Source organism: Brevundimonas sp. NPDC007368 (assembly GCF_042869015.1).
Taxonomy (GTDB): domain Bacteria; phylum Pseudomonadota; class Alphaproteobacteria; order Caulobacterales; family Caulobacteraceae; genus Brevundimonas.
In genome coordinates, this window is record NZ_JBIAFA010000005.1 from 161,194 (window position 1) to 177,676 (window position 16,483).

Annotated in this window: 14 protein-coding genes and 1 pseudogene; 1 reads left to right on the plus strand and 14 read right to left on the minus strand. The window is 67.8% G+C overall.

Going from position 1 to position 16,483, the window contains the following annotated elements; genetic code table 11:
• Window positions 1–7: 7 nt before the first annotated feature.
• From ACFYLW_RS12155 to ACFYLW_RS12185, 7 genes and pseudogenes are all read right to left on the minus strand, one after another.
• Window positions 8–1,453, minus strand: a complete 1,446-nt coding sequence (locus ACFYLW_RS12155) for an ABC transporter permease (RefSeq protein WP_390183125.1) — start codon at window positions 1,451–1,453, stop codon at window positions 8–10.
• A complete protein-coding gene (locus tag ACFYLW_RS12160; RefSeq protein WP_313104377.1) occupies window positions 1,450–2,430 on the minus strand; it encodes an ATP-binding cassette domain-containing protein in 981 nt (326 codons plus the stop codon). Before ACFYLW_RS12160 ends, ACFYLW_RS12155 begins: the two co-directional genes overlap by 4 nt.
• Before the next feature lie 98 nt (window positions 2,431–2,528).
• Window positions 2,529–3,155, minus strand: a complete 627-nt coding sequence (locus ACFYLW_RS12165) for a M23 family metallopeptidase (RefSeq protein ID WP_390183126.1) — start codon at window positions 3,153–3,155, stop codon at window positions 2,529–2,531.
• A 242-nt stretch (window positions 3,156–3,397) separates the two neighbouring features.
• The gene (locus ACFYLW_RS12170) at window positions 3,398–5,200 is read right to left on the minus strand and encodes an autotransporter domain-containing protein (RefSeq protein WP_390183127.1); all 1,803 of its coding nucleotides are present in this window, start codon (window positions 5,198–5,200) and stop codon (window positions 3,398–3,400) included.
• A gap of 97 nt (window positions 5,201–5,297) precedes the next feature.
• Entirely contained in the window at window positions 5,298–6,527 is a 1,230-nt protein-coding gene (gene serA / locus ACFYLW_RS12175; RefSeq protein ID WP_390183193.1) for a phosphoglycerate dehydrogenase, read from the minus strand.
• Window positions 6,528–6,662: 135 nt separating this feature from the next.
• Window positions 6,663–7,187: pseudogene (locus tag ACFYLW_RS12180) on the minus strand (HAD-IB family phosphatase); the annotation flags it as partial.
• Window positions 7,188–7,271: 84 nt separating this feature from the next.
• Complete coding sequence (locus tag ACFYLW_RS12185; RefSeq protein ID WP_313105054.1) at window positions 7,272–7,811, minus strand: hypothetical protein; 540 nt, start codon at window positions 7,809–7,811, stop codon at window positions 7,272–7,274.
• Between the two features lie 189 nt (window positions 7,812–8,000).
• On the opposite strand from ACFYLW_RS12185, the gene ACFYLW_RS12190 reads away from it, so the two are divergent.
• Window positions 8,001–8,936 carry an Hsp33 family molecular chaperone gene (locus ACFYLW_RS12190; protein WP_390183128.1) on the plus strand — a complete coding sequence of 312 codons (936 nt, stop codon included), beginning with the start codon at window positions 8,001–8,003 and terminating at the stop codon, window positions 8,934–8,936.
• Here ACFYLW_RS12190 and ACFYLW_RS12195 read toward each other — a convergent pair.
• From ACFYLW_RS12195 to ACFYLW_RS12225, 7 genes are all read right to left on the minus strand, one after another.
• Window positions 8,933–9,652 (minus strand): CPBP family intramembrane glutamic endopeptidase, encoded by a 720-nt coding sequence (locus ACFYLW_RS12195; protein WP_390183129.1) that lies wholly within the window; start codon window positions 9,650–9,652, stop codon window positions 8,933–8,935. The two genes, ACFYLW_RS12190 and ACFYLW_RS12195, sit on opposite strands and share 4 nt — an antisense overlap.
• 104 nt (window positions 9,653–9,756) lie before the next feature.
• Window positions 9,757–10,446, minus strand: a complete 690-nt coding sequence (gene phoB / locus ACFYLW_RS12200; RefSeq protein ID WP_105562885.1) for a phosphate regulon transcriptional regulator PhoB — start codon at window positions 10,444–10,446, stop codon at window positions 9,757–9,759.
• A 43-nt stretch (window positions 10,447–10,489) separates the two neighbouring features.
• Window positions 10,490–11,239, minus strand: coding sequence for a phosphate signaling complex protein PhoU (phoU, locus tag ACFYLW_RS12205; RefSeq protein WP_312063332.1), 750 nt, complete (start codon window positions 11,237–11,239; stop codon window positions 10,490–10,492).
• A gap of 10 nt (window positions 11,240–11,249) precedes the next feature.
• Window positions 11,250–12,116 (minus strand): phosphate ABC transporter ATP-binding protein PstB, encoded by an 867-nt coding sequence (pstB, locus tag ACFYLW_RS12210; RefSeq protein WP_390183130.1) that lies wholly within the window; start codon window positions 12,114–12,116, stop codon window positions 11,250–11,252.
• 5 nt (window positions 12,117–12,121) lie between these two features.
• Entirely contained in the window at window positions 12,122–13,417 is a 1,296-nt protein-coding gene (pstA, locus tag ACFYLW_RS12215) for a phosphate ABC transporter permease PstA (RefSeq protein WP_390183132.1), read from the minus strand.
• Window positions 13,410–14,840 carry a phosphate ABC transporter permease subunit PstC gene (gene pstC / locus ACFYLW_RS12220; protein ID WP_312063328.1) on the minus strand — a complete coding sequence of 477 codons (1,431 nt, stop codon included), beginning with the start codon at window positions 14,838–14,840 and terminating at the stop codon, window positions 13,410–13,412. Before pstC ends, pstA begins: the two co-directional genes overlap by 8 nt.
• A gap of 139 nt (window positions 14,841–14,979) precedes the next feature.
• The gene (locus ACFYLW_RS12225; RefSeq protein ID WP_312063327.1) at window positions 14,980–16,392 is read right to left on the minus strand and encodes an ATP-binding protein; all 1,413 of its coding nucleotides are present in this window, start codon (window positions 16,390–16,392) and stop codon (window positions 14,980–14,982) included.
• Between the last annotated feature and the right edge of the window lie 91 nt (window positions 16,393–16,483).

The following is a 16,483-nucleotide window of genomic DNA, read 5'->3' on the forward strand; positions in this document are numbered from 1 at the left end:
GCCCGCTTCAGGCGCCCCCGCGCACCGCGCCGAGGAAGCTTTTCCAGTTCAGTTTCACGTCCGACAGGGCGCCGGCGCGGAAGGCCCGGCCCGCCACCCAGACCATCAGGGCGGCGAAGACGAACATGCCGATCAGGGCGCCGACGATCTCAATCAGCGGCGGGCCGCTGGGCGCGCGGGCGGCCATGACGAAGGGGGTGAAGGGCGGGATCAGGCTCATGATCTTCACCACCGGGGCGTCCGGCGTGCGGATGGCCATCTGCATGACCAGCAGCGGCACGAACAGCACCATCATGATCGGCCCCATCAGGGTCTGGGCGTCGCGCGGCGTCTCGCAGAAGGCGCCGATGGCCGCGAACAGAACCGCGTACATCAGATAGCCGCCGACCATGAACAGCAGGAAGTAGACCAGCAGGCCGTTGCTCATCAGCACTGAGCCTACGTCGCGGGCCATGTCCGGCGCCCCGGCGACCAGGGCGATCCCGCCCAGCCCGCCCCAGGCGATGAGCACCGTCAGCGTCAGCATGGCCACGCCCAGCACCTTGCCCGTCAGGATTTCGGTGGCTGAAGCCGAGGACAGCAGGACCTCCAGAATCTTGTTCGACTTCTCCTCCATCACGCTGTTCAGCAGGATCGAGGCGCCGGTGATGATGAGCGACCACAGGATGAAGCCGACCGCCAGACCGACCACGGTGGGCAGCTTGTCGCGGAACGAGACCTCGCCGCCCGAACGCGCCTTGGGCGAGAAGACGGACAGTTCAGGACGGAACCGATCCGTCTGGGCCACCACGGTCGGGTCGATCCCGCTGGCCGCGAAGACCTGATGACGGTTGGCGTCCTTCAGGGCGTCGCGAACGGCGTCCTCGACCGCGTCGTCGGTGGCGCGCGCCGTCCAGACGCGGGCGCCCGGCTGGCCGTTCGCCTCGGTCAGGAAGACCACCCCGCTCAGCTTCTGCCCCTCGGGCGCGTCATCGCTGACATAGCGCCTCGCCAGGGCGTCGCGCGCCTCGCCGGGGGCGGCGGCGGCGATCTCGGCCGGCGGCGCGACCAGGGTCAGGTTGCGCTTGGGCAGGTCAAAGGCGGCGCCCGCGCGCGGGGCTTCGCGTTTCAAGGCGGCCACGCCGGCGTCAAAGCCTTCGGCTTCGGCGATCTTGCGCACCCGGTCGCCGCCGGCCACGCCCGCCTCCGGGATGGCGGCCATGCGCAGGGCGCTGATGTCGCCCCTCGCCTGCTCGCTCTCCAGAGCCTGCTTCACGGCGGCGGCCAGGCCCGAACCGGCGGGCGCTTCATCGACCAGCGCGACCTGTCGCGTCGGCTCTGCGCTCTTCATCAACAGGGGGATGGCACCGCCCAACACGCCGAACAGCGGGAAGGCCAGCAGCGACAGCCAGAAGCCGACGGTCTTGGCGTAGGCCATGAACTCGCGGCGCGCGATCAGAAGGGTGCGGTTCATCGGGCGGCCTCCGTCTTGAGAGCGTCACGGGCGCCATCGCGGGCGACAGTCTGATCATCGTCCGGATGATCGCCGGTCAGGGCGATGAAGGCGTCGTGCAGGGTCGGCTCCTTGATCTGGAAGCGCCGCACGTCCAGCCCGCTCAAGAAGGCCGACTTCAGCGCCTCCTGCCCGCCCGCGCCCTGCGCCAGTCCGGCGCGCAGCGTGCGTGCTCCGTCCTGCTCGCTCAGAACCTCGACGCCGCTCACCCCCGGCAGGGCCGAAACGGCGGCGACGTCCAGCGCGCCTTCCAACTCCAGGAAGCGCGGCGAGGTCGCCCGCGCCTGATCCACCGTGCCTTCAAAGGCCTTCTTGCCGCGCGCCAGCAGCACGACCTTGTCGCACAGGCGTTCGGCGTGCTGCATGACGTGGGTCGAGAACAGGACGGTCGCGCCGTCCGCGGCCAGGGCCCGGATCATGGCCTCCAGCCCCTGCTGGTTCATCGGGTCGAGGCCGGAAAACGGCTCGTCCAGGATCACGAACTCGGGGCGATGCACGACCGAGGCGATCAACTGGACCTTCTGGGCCATCCCCTTGGACAGCTCCTTCATCTTCTTCTTCTGGGCGTCGCCGAGGCCCATCTGGGTCAGCATCTCGCGGGCGCGCTTGCGCCCCTCGGAAGCGGGCACGCCCTTCAGCCCGCCGAAGAAGGCGATGGCGTCCACCGGGGTCATCTTCTTGTAGAGTCCGCGTTCCTCGGGAAGGAAGCCGATGCGATCACGCACCTTGCGCCCGTCGTCGGCGCCGAGGATCTCGATCCTGCCCGAGGTGGCGGGCTGCAGCCCCAGGATCATGCGCAGGGTCGAGGTCTTGCCCGCGCCGTTGGGACCCAGGAAGCCGCAGATGGTGCCCTTCTCGACCTCGAAGCTCAGGTCGGACACGGCCTGAAAGCCGCCGTATCTTTTGCTGATCCCGTCCAGCGTCAGCGCCGCAACCATGCCGTCCCCCTCGCAATCGTAGAACGCGAATCCTAAAGGTGCGAGGCGGGAAATGGAAAGGGCATTTTACATTACAGATCGGTCATGATCCGTGCCCGCTACTTGGGCGCGATGACCTTCACGTCGAAGCTCTGGCCGACGACCTTGGCAGGGTTCACCTGATCGCCGTTGCGACGGACCTCGAAATGCAGGTGCGGGCCGGTCGAATAGCCGGTCGAGCCGACCAGGCCGATACGCTCGCCCGTCGCCACTGACTGGCCGGTATGGACGTCGATGCGGCTGAGGTGGCCATAGACGCTGCTCATACCGTTGGGGTGCTTCACCTCGATGAAGTTGCCGTAGCCGCCGGCCTGAAAGCCGGCCCGGATCACCTTGCCCTCGGCGGTCGAATAGACGCTGGTGCCCTTGGGCGCGGCGATGTCCACGCCCTTGTGGGCGCGGGCCTTGGCCTCGATGGCCAGCTTGCGCAGACCAAAGGCCGAGTTGATCCGATAGCCCTTTACCGGAGCCTCGAACACGAGCTTGCGCATCAACGGACCGGCGGGCTTTGCCACCGCCATGACCGGCGGCGCGGCGGGCGCGGAAAGGTCCTCGACCTTGTCCGGGGCGGGATTGGCGCCGTTCAGCGGGGCGGCGGCCATGGCCAGAACAGCGGCGCCGGCCAGCAGGGTGATGTGACCGACATGAAGCACGAACGGCCGGGCGGCCGGGGGTACGAAACGCATACTAGAACAACAGCTCCTGACGCTCTTTCAAGCGGGAGGGCCGTCATGATCGCGCAGGGCGCGGATGGCGGAAAACGCTCGCCGACGGCCAGGGTTGTCCTTTTCTGGCATTACACCGGGACCTGAATGGGGCGCCGCCAAGGCGACAAGGGGTCGCGGGTCGGGAACTAAAACGCCCCTGACGAAATGAAAGGGGCCGCGCGATTTACGCCGCGCGGCCCCCTCCCCGTCTGTCTAACGCCTTACAGCGGCAGGGTCAGTTGCACCCCGCCCATGTGGCTGTCGGCCTGATCGCCGAAGCGTCCCTTGTAGCCGATCGAGACCTTGAGCCGCTCCATGATCGTGCCCTCGATGCCCGCCGAAGCCAGGAACTGACCGCCCCAGGGGCTGTCGATGTCGCGCGCCAGGACCTGAGCCGGGTTTCCGGCGATGCCGGTGCGCACCGGGTCGCTGTCGTCGCTCAGGCTGTCGCGATAGCCGCCCTCGGCGAAGAAGTGGAAGCGGTCGATTCCGGCCTCGGCGCGCAGGGCGATCTCGGCGGTCGCGCCCTGAACGGAGCGGTCCTTATAGGCGTATTGCGCCGCCGGGCCCTGCTCGTCTAAGCCGTCCACGTCGCTGTTGATCCAGGCCACGGCCGCGCGCGGCGACAGGGCGATGCCGCCCATGTCGAACCACATCCCGCCCTGCAGACGCGCGCCCGTCGAAACACCGCGCGTCGAGCCTGTGTGTACGACCGGCGCCAGCGAGGTCAGGCGGCTGATGTCGTTGAAATCGTCCTGGGCCACGCCCGCCGCCGCATTGACGAACAGGTCGCCCGAGCGCCAGCCGCCATAGACGTCGAGCCCGAAGCTATCCAGATCGACGTTCAGGCTGCCCCCGTCCACGTCGGCGTTGCGATAGCTGCCGGCCAGACCGAACTTCATCCTCTCCGAACCCGCCTCCAGCGCGATCCGCACGCCGTACCCGTCCGAGGTCGCCTCGCCGATCCGACCGCGCGCGTCGGTCTTGGTCCGGTCCGCCAGGGCCGAGACCGAGATCGCCGTTCCCGTAGTCCAGGCGTCGCGGCCCGACAGGCTGGCGGTCGCGCCGTCCAGCGCATCCTCGCGATGGCGCCAGGCCGTCTCGCCCAGCACGGCGGTCTGCGAGCCCAGATCGCCGTAATACAGGTAGTCATTGGCCAGACGGGCGATCACGGCATGGCCCGTGGCCGTCGGGTGCACCCCGTCGAAGTAGAAGTAGTCGTTGGGGTTGGCGCAGACCGTCACCCCGTTGAAGCAGGGCTGGGTGACGTTCGACACGCCGAAGGCGCCGGGGTTGGCGGCGATGACGTCGCCGATCTTGAACAGGTCCATCATGATGATGTTGGTGCCCGGCCGCGCCGCCGCCGTAGCGTTCAGACCGGTCAGCAGCGCGCCGTTGAAGGTCGTCACCGCGTAATCGGCCAGGGGCGCGGCGGGCGTGGCGCGGAACTGCGGCGTCAGGCTGAGCTTGGGCAGGTTGGTGACCAGGATGGTTCCCGCCCCCGCCTGGGCCACGCTGCCGACGATGAAGTTCATGTCAGCCGCGGCGCCCAGCGCCACCGGCGCAATGCTGCCTTGCGGGTTGGAGGAGGCGCCCGCTGCCGGCAGGCCCTGGAAGATGTTGTTGGCGCCGCCCAATATGCTGACCAGATCACCAGCCCCGAACACGCCGCCCCGCGACTGATACTGGGCCAGTTGGACTCGCATTCCCATCGGGGCGGCCTGGCTGTCAGTGCGCGCGCCGCCGAAGGCGTAGTTGATGCTGCCGCTCACCGGCCCCATGAAGTTGGCGGCGTTGAACCCCAGCCGCTCGGTGAAGACCGGCCCGCTGGAAAAACGCCCCTGGTAATAGGGCGGCGAGGCCGGGGTCGATCCGCCCGTCGCCAGATAGAGGTTGCCATTGTCGGACAGGCTGTCGCCGAAGACGACCAGCCGGTTGTAGCTCTGGGCCCCGGCGGCGCTTGCGGTCGAGACGGCGGCCAGGGTCAGGGCGGCCAGGGCCGCTCCTCGAAGAAGACGAGACATCGATGTTCCTCCCTCGACCGTCCGTATGCGGTCGTTATCCGGAGGATGCGCTGCTTTGCCGTGAGCGCAAGATGCCCCTAGGGAAGCTGAACAGCGATCAGTGAAGCATTCGGAAGCGCACTGTGCCCGGCAGGTCACGCAGGACCTTCAGCACCTCGGGATCATAGTCACGATCCACGTCGGTGATGACGTAGCCGGTGCGCTCGTCCGTCTTCAGGTGCTGGCCCAGGATGTTGAGGCCCGCCGCCGAAAGGGCGCGGTTCAGCTCGGCCAGAACGCCCGGCTGGTTGCGGTGGATGTGCAGCAGGCGGTGGGCGCGCGACACCTCGGCCAGTTGCACGTTCGGCAGGTTGACGCAGAAGGTGGTGTCGCCCCGATTCAGATAGCCCAGCAGACGCTCGGCCGCGAACTCGGCGATGGCTTCCTGGGCCTCCTCGGTCGAGCCGCCGATGTGGGGCGAAAGGATGACGTTCTTCAGACCCTGCAGGGGGCTGGCGAAGGGATCGGCGTTGGTGCGCGGCTCCTCGGGGAAGACGTCCACCGCAGCGCCCGCGATCCGACCGGACTTCACCGCCTCGGCCAGGGCGTCGACATCGACGACGTGGCCGCGCGACAGGTTCAGGAACAGGACGCCCGGCTTCATCTTCGCGAACTGGGCCGCGCCGATGACGTCGGCGTTATCCTTGCGCCCATCGACATGCAGGCTGACCACGTCGGCCTCGGCCAGCAGGGCGTCCAGCGAACGCATCCGCCGGGCGTTGCCCAGGGCCAGACGCTCCGACAGGTCGTGGAAGATGACCCGCATCCCCAGCCCCTCGGCCAGCACCGACAACTGCGAACCGATAGCGCCGTAGCCGACGATGCCGAGCGTCTTGCCGCGCAACTCGCGCGAGCCGGTGGCCGACTTGTTCCACTGGCCCTGATGCATGGCCGCCGACTTGTCGGCCACGTCGCGCATCAGGACGATGGTCAGGCCGATGGCCAGTTCGACCACCGAGCGGGTGTTGGAATAGGGGGCGTTGAACACGGCCACCCCGTGTTCGGCGGCGGCCTCCAGATCGATCTGGTTGGTGCCGATGCAGAAGGCGGCGACGGCCAGCAGGCGGTCGGCATGTTCCAGAACCCGCTTGCTGACATTGGTCTTGGAGCGGATGCCCAGGACGTGCACGCCCTTGATCGCCTCGATCAGGTCGTCCTCGTCCAGCGCGCCCTTCATGGTTTCGACGGTGTAGCCCGCCTCCTCCAACCGCTCGACGGCGGCGGGGTGGATGTTCTCCAGCAGCAGCATGCGGACACGATTGCGCGGATAGGACCAGCGCCCCGCCACGCCCTCGGCGAACAGGACCTCGTCCAGCGAAGCGGCGGTCGCGTCGGCGACCTCGATCACCTTCTGGCGGCTGACGACCTCGGTGAAGGCGTAGAAGCGGTCAGCGGCGCCGGCCAGCTTGACCTCGGCGTCGGTCCAGCCGTCGCCGACCATGACCACGGGTCCGGTCAGGTTCAGGGCCTTGATGACCTCGGGCTTGCCGTTGTCGCGCGACAGGGGGGTGGCGTCGTCCACGCCGGTGACCCGGCCTTCGTCATCATAGATCAGGTCGTTGGCCAGGACGTGATCGGCGGCGATCCCCAGACGCGCGGCCAGGGGCGCGATCACCTCGCGGAAGCCGCCCGACAGGATATAGACCCGCTCGGCGTGGCGCTCGAAAAAGTCGACGTTGCGGCGGATCGAGGCGCTGGCCTCGTCCAGAATGCGATCCGTCAGGGCCTCAACATGCCCGCGGGTCAGGGCCAGAAGCTCCAGACGACGACGCAGGGCCGTGCCGAAGTCCACCTGCCCCGTCATCGCCTGGTCGGTCAGGGCCGCGATCTCGGCCTTTTTCGCCGCCGCGTCGGGCGCGTCGGACAGGGCGATGTCAGCGAGCGCTTCAAGCGTCTCGATGCGCACCAGGGTGGAGTCGAAGTCGAAGATGAAGACGGGCGAAGTCATGCCCCGCACCTAGCCCACCTTCGCACTTGCAGCAATGAAAAGGGGCGCCGAAACGCCCCTTCCCGCACGAATTTTCCAAGAACGTCACAATTTGCCGAAGCCGCCCGACCCCCCGCTTCTGCGACGGCTTTCCAGGGCGGCGGCGCCGATGGCGGCGGCGATGGTGGCCACGGCCAGCAGGGCTCCGCCCTCCTTGGCGTGATCGCGGGCGAAGTCGCCCGCATCCTCGGCGTATCGGCGCGCCTGCTTGGCGTAACGCTTCATCGACTTGCCGGATTTTCCGCCCGAGCGGTGCAGCCAGTGATCGGCCCGCGCCCGCGCCTCTCGGCCAAGGCGGCCGGCGCGATCGCTGGCGTAGTCGCCCAGATCCGCCGCGCGATGTCCCAGGCCGTCGGCGCCGTGCCGCACGCCGCGCGCGATGTCGTCGAAGCGATGGCGCAGGGCCTCGGCGTCGAACCAGCCGCGCGGATCAACCCGCTCGCGGATACGCTCATAGCGCGTCGGGCCGCTGCGCTGGTTCAGCAGCAGGGCGGCGATGCCCACGCCCGCCAGCACGGCGACGACGCCTGCGGCGATCCCGGGATGTTTGCGGACCTCGTCCACGGCGTTGAACTGTCGAACCATGGGCAACCAACCTCTTCTTGTCGAAACACTGTCTTCGGACAGGAGCGAACCGCGCCGCAAGAGGTTCCGCCTTAAACGGCCAAGCTGCAAGCCTGGACGACCGATCACGCCCTCCCCCTTACCAAGCGCCGGTCGCCTCCCTATGTTGCGCCGCTTCCAGACAGTTTCGCCTTTTTCAGGATCTTCGCCGTGACCGATCACGCGCCCGCCGCACAGCCCGTCAATGCCCCGACCGACGACTTCGCCGCCGCCTTCCAGATTGAAGGCTGGCCGGTGCGCGGCCGCCTGGTGCGGCTGGGCGAGGTGGTGGACAAGATCCTGTCGGCACACGACTACCCGGAACCCGTCGCCGCCCTGCTGGGCGAGGCCTGCGTCCTGGCCGCCATCGTCGGCTCGGCGCTGAAGTTCGAAGGCCGCCTGATCGTTCAGGCCCAGGGTGACGGCCCGGTGCGCTATGTCGTGGCCGACTACGATACCTCGGGTCACCTGCGCGGCTTCTGCCGCTTCGATCCGGAAGAAGTGGCCAAGGTCTCCGAGGGCTTCGCACGCCCCGGCGCCCAGACCCTGCTGGGCAAGGGGGTCTTCATCATGACCATCGACCGGGGCGAGGACTTCGAGCGCACTCAGGGCATCACCCCGATCGAGGGCGAGAGCCTGTCGCTGTGCGCCGAGCACTACTTCACCCAGTCAGAGCAGGTTCCGACCAAGGTGCGCCTGGCCGTCGGCGAGGTCATGACCGAGGCCGGAAGCTCGTGGCGTGCGGGCGGAGCCATGATTCAGGTCATCGCCGGCGACGAGGCCCGCGGCTCGACCGAGGAGGTGTGGGAACGCACCCGCGCCCTGTTCAACACCCTGGGCGACGACGAACTGATCGACCCCACGGTCAGCGCCGAGACCCTGCTGTATCGCCTGTTCCACGAGGACGGCGTGCGGCTGGAAGGTGCCCAGGCCCTGGCCGCCGTCTGCCGCTGCTCCAAGGAGCGGCTGGTCACGGTCATGCAGTCCTTCCCGCCCGACGACCGCGCCGCCATGGTCGAGGATGACGGCATGATCCACGCCACCTGCGAATACTGCTCGACCGTCTACAAGATCGACCCCGCCGAGATCGAACAGCCGGCCGCCTAGACCAGCATGAAGATCGCATTGCCGTAGTTGTGCAGGAGGATCGGCAGCAGCACGCTGCCGGTCTTCTCGCGCAGCCAGACCAGCAACAGGGCTGCGCCTCCCGTCGAGGCCATCAGCAGCGGCTCGAAGGTGAAGGCGCCGTCTGAATAGCCCAGGGCATGGGTCAGGCCGAAAGCCAGGGACGACAACACCGCGCCCCACCCCACCCATGCGCCCAGAATGCGAACCGGCCTGCCGAAGGCCTCGTTCAGCATCAGCAACAGCACCCCGCGATAGAAGAGCTCCTCGTCCAGTCCCGGCATGGTCAACTGGAAGGCCAGGCTGTCGAGATCGAAGCCCTGGCCGGGGAAATATAGGGCCAGCCCGAGAAGCAGGGCGACCAGTAGACCCGACAGGGCCAAAGCCCCCGGCAAACCCCGGCGATCATGCTTCAGCGTCAGACCCGCCCGCCTCCAGCCGATGATCGGCAGGCTGGCCACGGCGAGCGACAGCAGGACCGCCATCGCCTTGCCTTCCCAGTTCCAGTTCGAAGCGCCGAACGACAAGGGGATATGGCCGTAGCCGCGCGTCAGCAGCGCGTCATAAATCGCCATCAGCAACAGGGCGGCGATCAGCCAGCCCCACCGCACGCGTCCCTTCATCAGAACCGCCGCCAGCCCTCCGCCCAGGGCGACAGCCCCGACCCAGCCCAGCATTGCAATGATCGCGTCCGGCATCGCCGCCTCTCCCCATGACCTGTCGTCATGAGGCGAGCCAGGCCGTCGGCAGATGCGGATGACCGAAATTTAACGCGCCGGCCATCGCCGGCGACGCCGACGCCCTAGCTGTTCAGGTCCAGCGAATAGCCCGCCGAGCGCACGGTGCGGATCGGGTTGACCGTGCCTTCGACGTTCAGGGCCTTGCGCAGGCGACCGACGTGGACGTCCACGGTGCGCGCCTCGACATAGACGTCCGAACCCCAGACGGCGTCCAGCAACTGCTCGCGGCTGAACACGCGCCCCGGGTGCTTCATAAGGTGATCCAGCAGGCGGAACTCGGTCGGCCCCAGATGGACCTCCTTGCCCGCGCGGCGGACGCGGTGGGCGACGCGGTCGATGACGATGTCGGCGTGGTTGATGCGGTCGTCGGCTAGGCCCGGACGGATGCGACGCAGGACGGCGCGAATGCGGGCCGTCAGCTCGGTCATCGAGAAGGGCTTGGTCATGTAGTCGTCGGCGCCGGTGTCCAGACCGCGCACGCGGTCGGTTTCCTCACCGCGCGCGGTCAGCATGATGATCGGCAGGTTGCGGGTCTCGGCCCGACCGCGCAGACGACGGCAAACCTCGATGCCCGAAAGCTTGGGCAGCATCCAGTCCAGCAGGACCAGATCGGGCAGGCGCTCGTCGACCTGAAGCAGCCCCTCCTCCCCGTCCGCGGCCACGGTCACGTCATAGCCTTCCTTCTCCAGATTGTACTGGAGCAGGGTGGCCAGGGCGTCCTCGTCTTCCATCACCAGGATATAGGGTTGCACGTCAGGCTCTCCGGTCGGTCGAAGTCGTCAGCAGTAAGTAAAGTCAGTCGTCCGTCAGATCGGACGGCAGGGTCGAGACATGCGGCGTGGGTGTCTGTTCCTCGCCCGGACCGGGGACGGCCTTGGGCCGTTCGCCCAACATTTCCTCGCCGGTGATCTCATAGTGGACGGTCTCGGCGATGTTGGTCGCGTGGTCGCCGATCCGTTCCAGGTTTTTGGCCATGAACAGCAGATGAGTGCAGGCCGTGATCGTGCGCGGATCGCCCATCATGTAGGTCAGCAGCTCGCGGAACAGGGCGTTGTAGTGCTCGTCCACCTCGTCGTCGGTGCTCCACACCGACAGGGCGCGCTCGACCTCCGAGGCTGTATAGGCGTCCAGCACGTCCCGCAGGCGGGTCGACACCAGACGGCCCATCCGCTCGATCGAGCGGGTCAGGGGCTGCATCGGCTCGCCCTCTGCCAGGATCAGCGCCCGTTTGGCGATGTTCTTGGCCAGATCGCCGGTGCGCTCCAGATCCGAGGCCAGCTTCATGGCCCCCAGGGTGCGGCGCAGGTCCGAAGCCACAGGCTGACGCAGGGCGATCAGGCGGATGGACTTCTTCTCGATGTCGCGATGCAGGGCGTCCAGGCGGTTGTCGCGCTCGACCACCGCCTTCGCCAGGGCCACGTCGCGGCGGGCGACGGATTCGATGGCGTCCGCCACCTGGGCCTCGGCCAGACCGCCCATGCGGACGACCTCGGCCGTCAGCTGGTTCAGTTCGTCGCCGTAAGCCTTGACCGTATGCTGGTTCATGCTCGCGCCCTTAGCCGAAGCGGCCGGTGATGTAGTCGAGCGTGCGACGCTCGCGCGGGTTGGTGAAGATTTCTTCGGTGTCGCCGGTCTCGACCAGCTTGCCCATGTGGAAGAAGGCCGTGCGTTGCGAGACGCGGGCCGCCTGGGCCATGGAGTGGGTGACGATGACGATGCAGTAGCGCTCGCGCAGTTCGTCGATCAGTTCCTCGATCTTGGCCGTGGCGATCGGGTCCAGCGCCGAGCAGGGCTCATCCATCAGGATGACTTCGGGTTCGACCGCGATGGCGCGGGCGATGACCAGACGCTGCTGCTGCCCGCCCGACAGGCCGGTGCCCGGCGAGTGCAGACGGTCGGCGACCTCGTCCCACAGACCGGCGCGCTTCAGCGCCTTCTGGACGATGTCGTCAAGCTCGCCCTTGGACGAGGCCAGGCCGTGAATCTTCGGCCCATAGGCGACGTTCTCATAGATCGTCTTGGGGAAGGGGTTCGGCTTCTGGAAGACCATGCCGACCTGGGCGCGCAGCAGCACTGGGTCGATCTTGCGGTCGTTGATGTCGCCGCCGTCCATCTCGATCTCGCCGGTGACGCGGCAGCCGGGGATGGTGTCGTTCATGCGGTTCATGGTCCGCAGGAAGGTCGACTTGCCGCAGCCCGACGGGCCGATCAGGGCCGTGACAGTCTTGTCCGGGATGTCCAGCGAGACACCGAACAGGGCCTGCTTCTCGCCGTAGAAGACGGAAACGTCGCGCGCGGCGATCTTGATCGGGCCCAGCGGTGCCGAGGCGTGGGCGCCCACGGCCGGAGCGGTCGACAGGCTGGCCCCGGCGGAGCCGCCGTCGGCCTGACCATCAGGAGCGCGGAAGATATTGGACTTCATAAGACTTACCACCGGCGTTCGAACCGCCGACGCAGCAGGATCGCGGCGGCGTTCATGACGATCATGAAGGCGAGGAGCACAAGGATGGCGGCGGCGGTCCGCTCGTGGAACGCGCGCTCCGAGGCGTTCTCCCAGATGTAGATCAGCGAAGGCAGGGCGCCGACGGGCTCGTCGATGGCGTGAGGCACGCCGGGGACGAAGCTGATCATGCCGATCAGCAGCAGGGGCGCCGTCTCACCCAGGGCGTGGGCCATGGCGATGATCGAACCCGTCATGACGCCCGGCATGGCCAGAGGCAGGACGTGGCCGAACACCGTCTGGGTGCGGCTGGCGCCCATGGCCAGGGCGGCCTCGCGGATCGACGGCGGCACCGCCTTCAGCGACGAGCGCGTGGCGATGATCACCGTCGGCAGGGCCATCAGGGCCAGCACCAGACCCCCGACCAGCGGGCTGGCGCGCGGCAGGTGCATGAAGTTGATGAACAGGGCCAGACCCAGCAGGCCGTAGACGATCGACGGCACGGCGGCCAGGTTGTTGATGTTGACCTCGATGATCGCCGTGATGCGGTTGCGCGGCGAGTATTCTTCCAGCCAGACGGCGGCGCAGACGCCGACCGGAATGGCGATCAGGGCCGTGACCAGCAGCATCAGGGCCGAACCGACCACGGCGCCCAGCAGACCCGCCAGTTCGGGCTGGGTCGAATCCCCCTTGGTGAACAGGGTCGTGTTGACGTGGGCCCGCACCGCGCCCGAGGCCTTCATCTGGTCCAGCCAGGCCATCTGCTCATTGCTGACGCGACGCTGATCCTCGGGCACGGCCCGGGAAATCTCGCCCTTCAGATAGAGGTCGGCGTTGTCCGACAGGGGCGCGGTGACCGGCACGGTCTGGCCCAGCAGGCTGGGCTGACGCGCGATCATGCCCGACGCCTGGAACTTCAGCTCGGACGAGAACAGGGCCTTCATGGCCGCCGCCTTCGAGCCCTGTGCATCATCCTGGACGCCCATACGGCGCAACTGCTGCTCGGCGACGATCTGCTCGAAATTGGCGCCCTGCGGATAACCGCGGTCGATCCGCGCCGGGTCCATATAGACCGGCAGGGTGACGCTGTGAGCGTAGAAGGCGGTGCGGCCCTGCATGATGATGCTGCCCAGCAGGATCACCAGGAAGATCAGGGCGAAGCCGATGGCCGCGCGGCCATACCACTTGAAGCGGGTCTCGCGTGCGTAGCGGCCGCGCAGGCGGGCCTGCAGGCGCTGGGTGCGCGGGCTGACGGCGCTCGGGTTCTGGGCGGCGTCAGTCATACTGTTCCCGATAGGCTTGCACGATGCGCATGGCGACAATGTTGAGCAGCAGGGTGACCACGAACAGGGTCAGGCCCAGACCGAAGGCGGCCAGCGTCTTCGGGCTGTTGAACTCCTGGTCCCCGGTCAGCAGGGTGACGATCTGCACCGTGACGGTCGTGACCGTGTCCAGCGGGTTGAGCGTCAGCTTGGCGGCCAGACCGGCGGCCATGGTCACGATCATGGTCTCGCCGATGGCGCGCGACACCGCCAGCAGGAAGGCCCCGGCGATGCCCGGCAGGGCGGCGGGAAGCAGCACCTTCTTGACCGTTTCCGACTTGGTCGCGCCCATGGCGTAGGAGCCGTCGCGCAGGGACTGCGGAACGGCGTTCATGATGTCGTCCGACAGGGAGCTGACGAAGGGGATGAGCATGATGCCCATGACCGCGCCGGCCACCAGGGCCATCTGGTTCTGCACCAGCAGCAGGTATTGCCCCACCCCGTCCAGCGGTCCGCCGGCCAGCCAGCCGCCGATGGTGTTGAAGAAGACGCGGAAGGCTGGCCCCACCGTCAGGGCGGCAAAGAAGCCGTAGACCACGGTCGGAACCCCGGCCAGAACCTCAAGCAGCGGCTTGACCACGGCGCGGGTGCGACGCCCGGCGTATTCCGACAGATAGATGGCCGAGAACAGGCCGATCGGACCCGCCACCAGCATGGCGATCAGCATGATCAGGAAGGTGCCGGCGAACAGGGGCACGGCCCCGAAGGCGCCCGACGAGCCGATCTGATCGGCGCGGATCGCCATCTGCGGGCTCCACTTGGTTCCGAACAGGAACTCGGTGACCGGCACCGTGGCGAAGAAGCGAAGGCTGTCCCACACCAGGGAGAAGATGATGCCCACGGTGGTCAGCACCGCAACCGCCGAACAGGCGAACAGGACGACGCTGATCCAGCCCTCGACCTTGTTGCGGGCGCGCAGGTCGGGACGAATGCGGACGAAGACGAAGACGCCGCCCAGGACGGCCGCGATCAGGGCCGCAACGCCGCCGCCCCAGCTCAGGGCGGAGGAGATACGGTGGGCGCGACGGCCCTCGGCCGGCAGTTCCTCAGCGTAGGGGGCGGGCCAGATCTGCTGGGCCTCAAGGCCGTCGCCGATGCGGCGCGCGTCCGAGAAGAAGGCCTCGCGACGGAAGGGCTCCAGTTGCGTGACGCTCTCAGGCGCGCCGGCGGCCAGCATCTGGCGCTCCAGCGGCGCAGAGAAGATCGAGGCGGCGGCCAGCACGACCAGGGCGGGCACGCCGACCCAGATCAGGGCGTAGAGGCCATGCTGTCCCGGGCGCGAATGGGCTCTGACGCCCTTGCTGCGACGCACGGCCAGGCTGCGTCCGCCCAGATAGGCGAGCACCGAAAAGCCGATCAGCAGTAACAGGAAAATCCAGATCATCCGGGTCCGTGCACGCGTGAATCATTAACGTGCCGGGTCCGGCGCGTTTCGGCCGGGAAACTGCCTGCGATTGGCGAGCGGATTAAGACGGGCGCGTGACAGTTCTGTTACGGCGCACATCCTTCATGTCGCAGGGCCTTCACGTCGCCGGGTCAGCATCACGCGCCGAAGCCAGCGGGAAGCTGGCGGCGAAGATCGCTCCCTGGCCCAGCGCGCTGTCCACGGTCAGGCCGCCGCGGTGGCGGATGATGATGTGACGCACGATGGCCAGTCCCAGTCCCGTGCCCTGACGCTCGCCGCTCTTCTGGCCCTCCACGCGATAGAAGCGCTCGGTCAGGCGCGGCAGATGCTCGCGCGCCATGCCGGGTCCGTGGTCACGCACAGTGACGACCGCATACTTCTGCCCCGCCTCGCGGTCCGGCGTGACCAGCGACAGGCGCGTGCCCTCGGGCATCCGCGCGGCCATGGCTTCATCCAGGGTCCGGTCACGATTGATCGACAGTTCAACGACGCCGCCGTGACTGGAGTACTTCAAGGCGTTGTCGATCAGATTTTGAATGACCTGAACGATCTCGTCCCGGTCGCCGGTGACCGTCGCCCCGCCCTGCCCCAGGTCGGCCTTGATGGTCACGCCGCGCTCACGCGAGATGACGCTGACGGCGTCCACCACGTCCGAAGCCGCCCGCGCCAGGTCGACCCGGCCCAGGGGCGCAATGTGCTCGTTCAGCTCGATCCGGCTCAGCGACAGCAGATCGGCGACCAGCCGCCCCATGCGGTCGGCCTGGATGGCCATGATGTCGAGAAACTTGTCGCGCGCCTTGGGGTCGTCCTTGGCGTGGCCCTTCAGGGTTTCGATGAAGCCCGACAGCGAGGCCAGGGGCGTGCGCAGTTCGTGGCTGGCGTTGGCCAGGAAGTCGACGCGCATCATTTCCATGCGGCGGGCGTCGGTCTCGTCGCGCAAGGCCAGCAGGGCCAGGGCGCCCGCGCCCCACAGATGGGCGTCCCGCTCGGGCAGGGGCCGGATGAAGGCCCTCCAGTGCCGCTCCTGGGCGCCGCCGCCGACATAGTCGACCGTGCTGCTGAAATCGCCGAACAGGGCCTCGTCCACCGCCTCCAGCACCTTGGGGTCGCGGATCACCGAGACCAGCAGCCCCCCGCCCGTCCCGTTCAAACGAAACAGTTCGCGCGCGGCGGCGTTGGCCAGGGCGATCCGCCGCCCGGCGATATCGTCGGCTTCGCCGCCGCTGATGATCAGGATCGGATCGCCCAGGGCTTCAAAGACATCACCCAGCAGCGCGCCGTCGGGGACCAGATCGACCGGCCCGCCGCGGTCCAGTTCACCGATGCTGACCAGGGCCGGAGGACGGCGATTGACCAGCCATGTCGCCGCCGCGACAGCCACGGCGCCCGCCGCCAGCCAGCCTGACAGCTCTGGCTTCATCACCGCCAGCACCGCCATGACCAGAATCGCCACGCCGCCGCTGGCGCCGGCGGTCCAGAGCCGGGACGAGGCGGTCGGCGCGACCGGCGAAGGCGAATGCTCGTACGGCATGAAGATCGACGTTATCTCATTATTCAGCCACTCACCCTATGATGGTCGCGACTCGAAAGGCGACCAGCAGGGCGAAGATTCTCGCGCATAG

Bases quoted from the DNA above. Each gene is read 5' to 3' on its own strand.
- phoU (WP_312063332.1), bottom strand. From the start codon at position 11,239: ATGAACCAGCATACGGTCAAGGCTTACGGCGACGAACTGAACCAGCTG.
- ACFYLW_RS12165 (WP_390183126.1), bottom strand. From the start codon at position 3,155: ATGCGTTTCGTACCCCCGGCCGCCCGGCCGTTCGTGCTTCATGTCGGT.
- ACFYLW_RS12160 (WP_313104377.1), bottom strand. From the start codon at position 2,430: ATGGTTGCGGCGCTGACGCTGGACGGGATCAGCAAAAGATACGGCGGC.
- ACFYLW_RS12155 (WP_390183125.1), bottom strand. From the start codon at position 1,453: ATGAACCGCACCCTTCTGATCGCGCGCCGCGAGTTCATGGCCTACGCC.
- pstC (WP_312063328.1), bottom strand. From the start codon at position 14,840: ATGATCTGGATTTTCCTGTTACTGCTGATCGGCTTTTCGGTGCTCGCC.
- ACFYLW_RS12170 (WP_390183127.1), bottom strand. From the start codon at position 5,200: ATGTCTCGTCTTCTTCGAGGAGCGGCCCTGGCCGCCCTGACCCTGGCC.
- ACFYLW_RS12225 (WP_312063327.1), bottom strand. From the start codon at position 16,392: ATGCCGTACGAGCATTCGCCTTCGCCGGTCGCGCCGACCGCCTCGTCC.
- pstB (WP_390183130.1), bottom strand. From the start codon at position 12,116: ATGAAGTCCAATATCTTCCGCGCTCCTGATGGTCAGGCCGACGGCGGC.
- ACFYLW_RS12185 (WP_313105054.1), bottom strand. From the start codon at position 7,811: ATGGTTCGACAGTTCAACGCCGTGGACGAGGTCCGCAAACATCCCGGG.
- pstA (WP_390183132.1), bottom strand. From the start codon at position 13,417: ATGACTGACGCCGCCCAGAACCCGAGCGCCGTCAGCCCGCGCACCCAG.
- ACFYLW_RS12195 (WP_390183129.1), bottom strand. From the start codon at position 9,652: ATGCCGGACGCGATCATTGCAATGCTGGGCTGGGTCGGGGCTGTCGCC.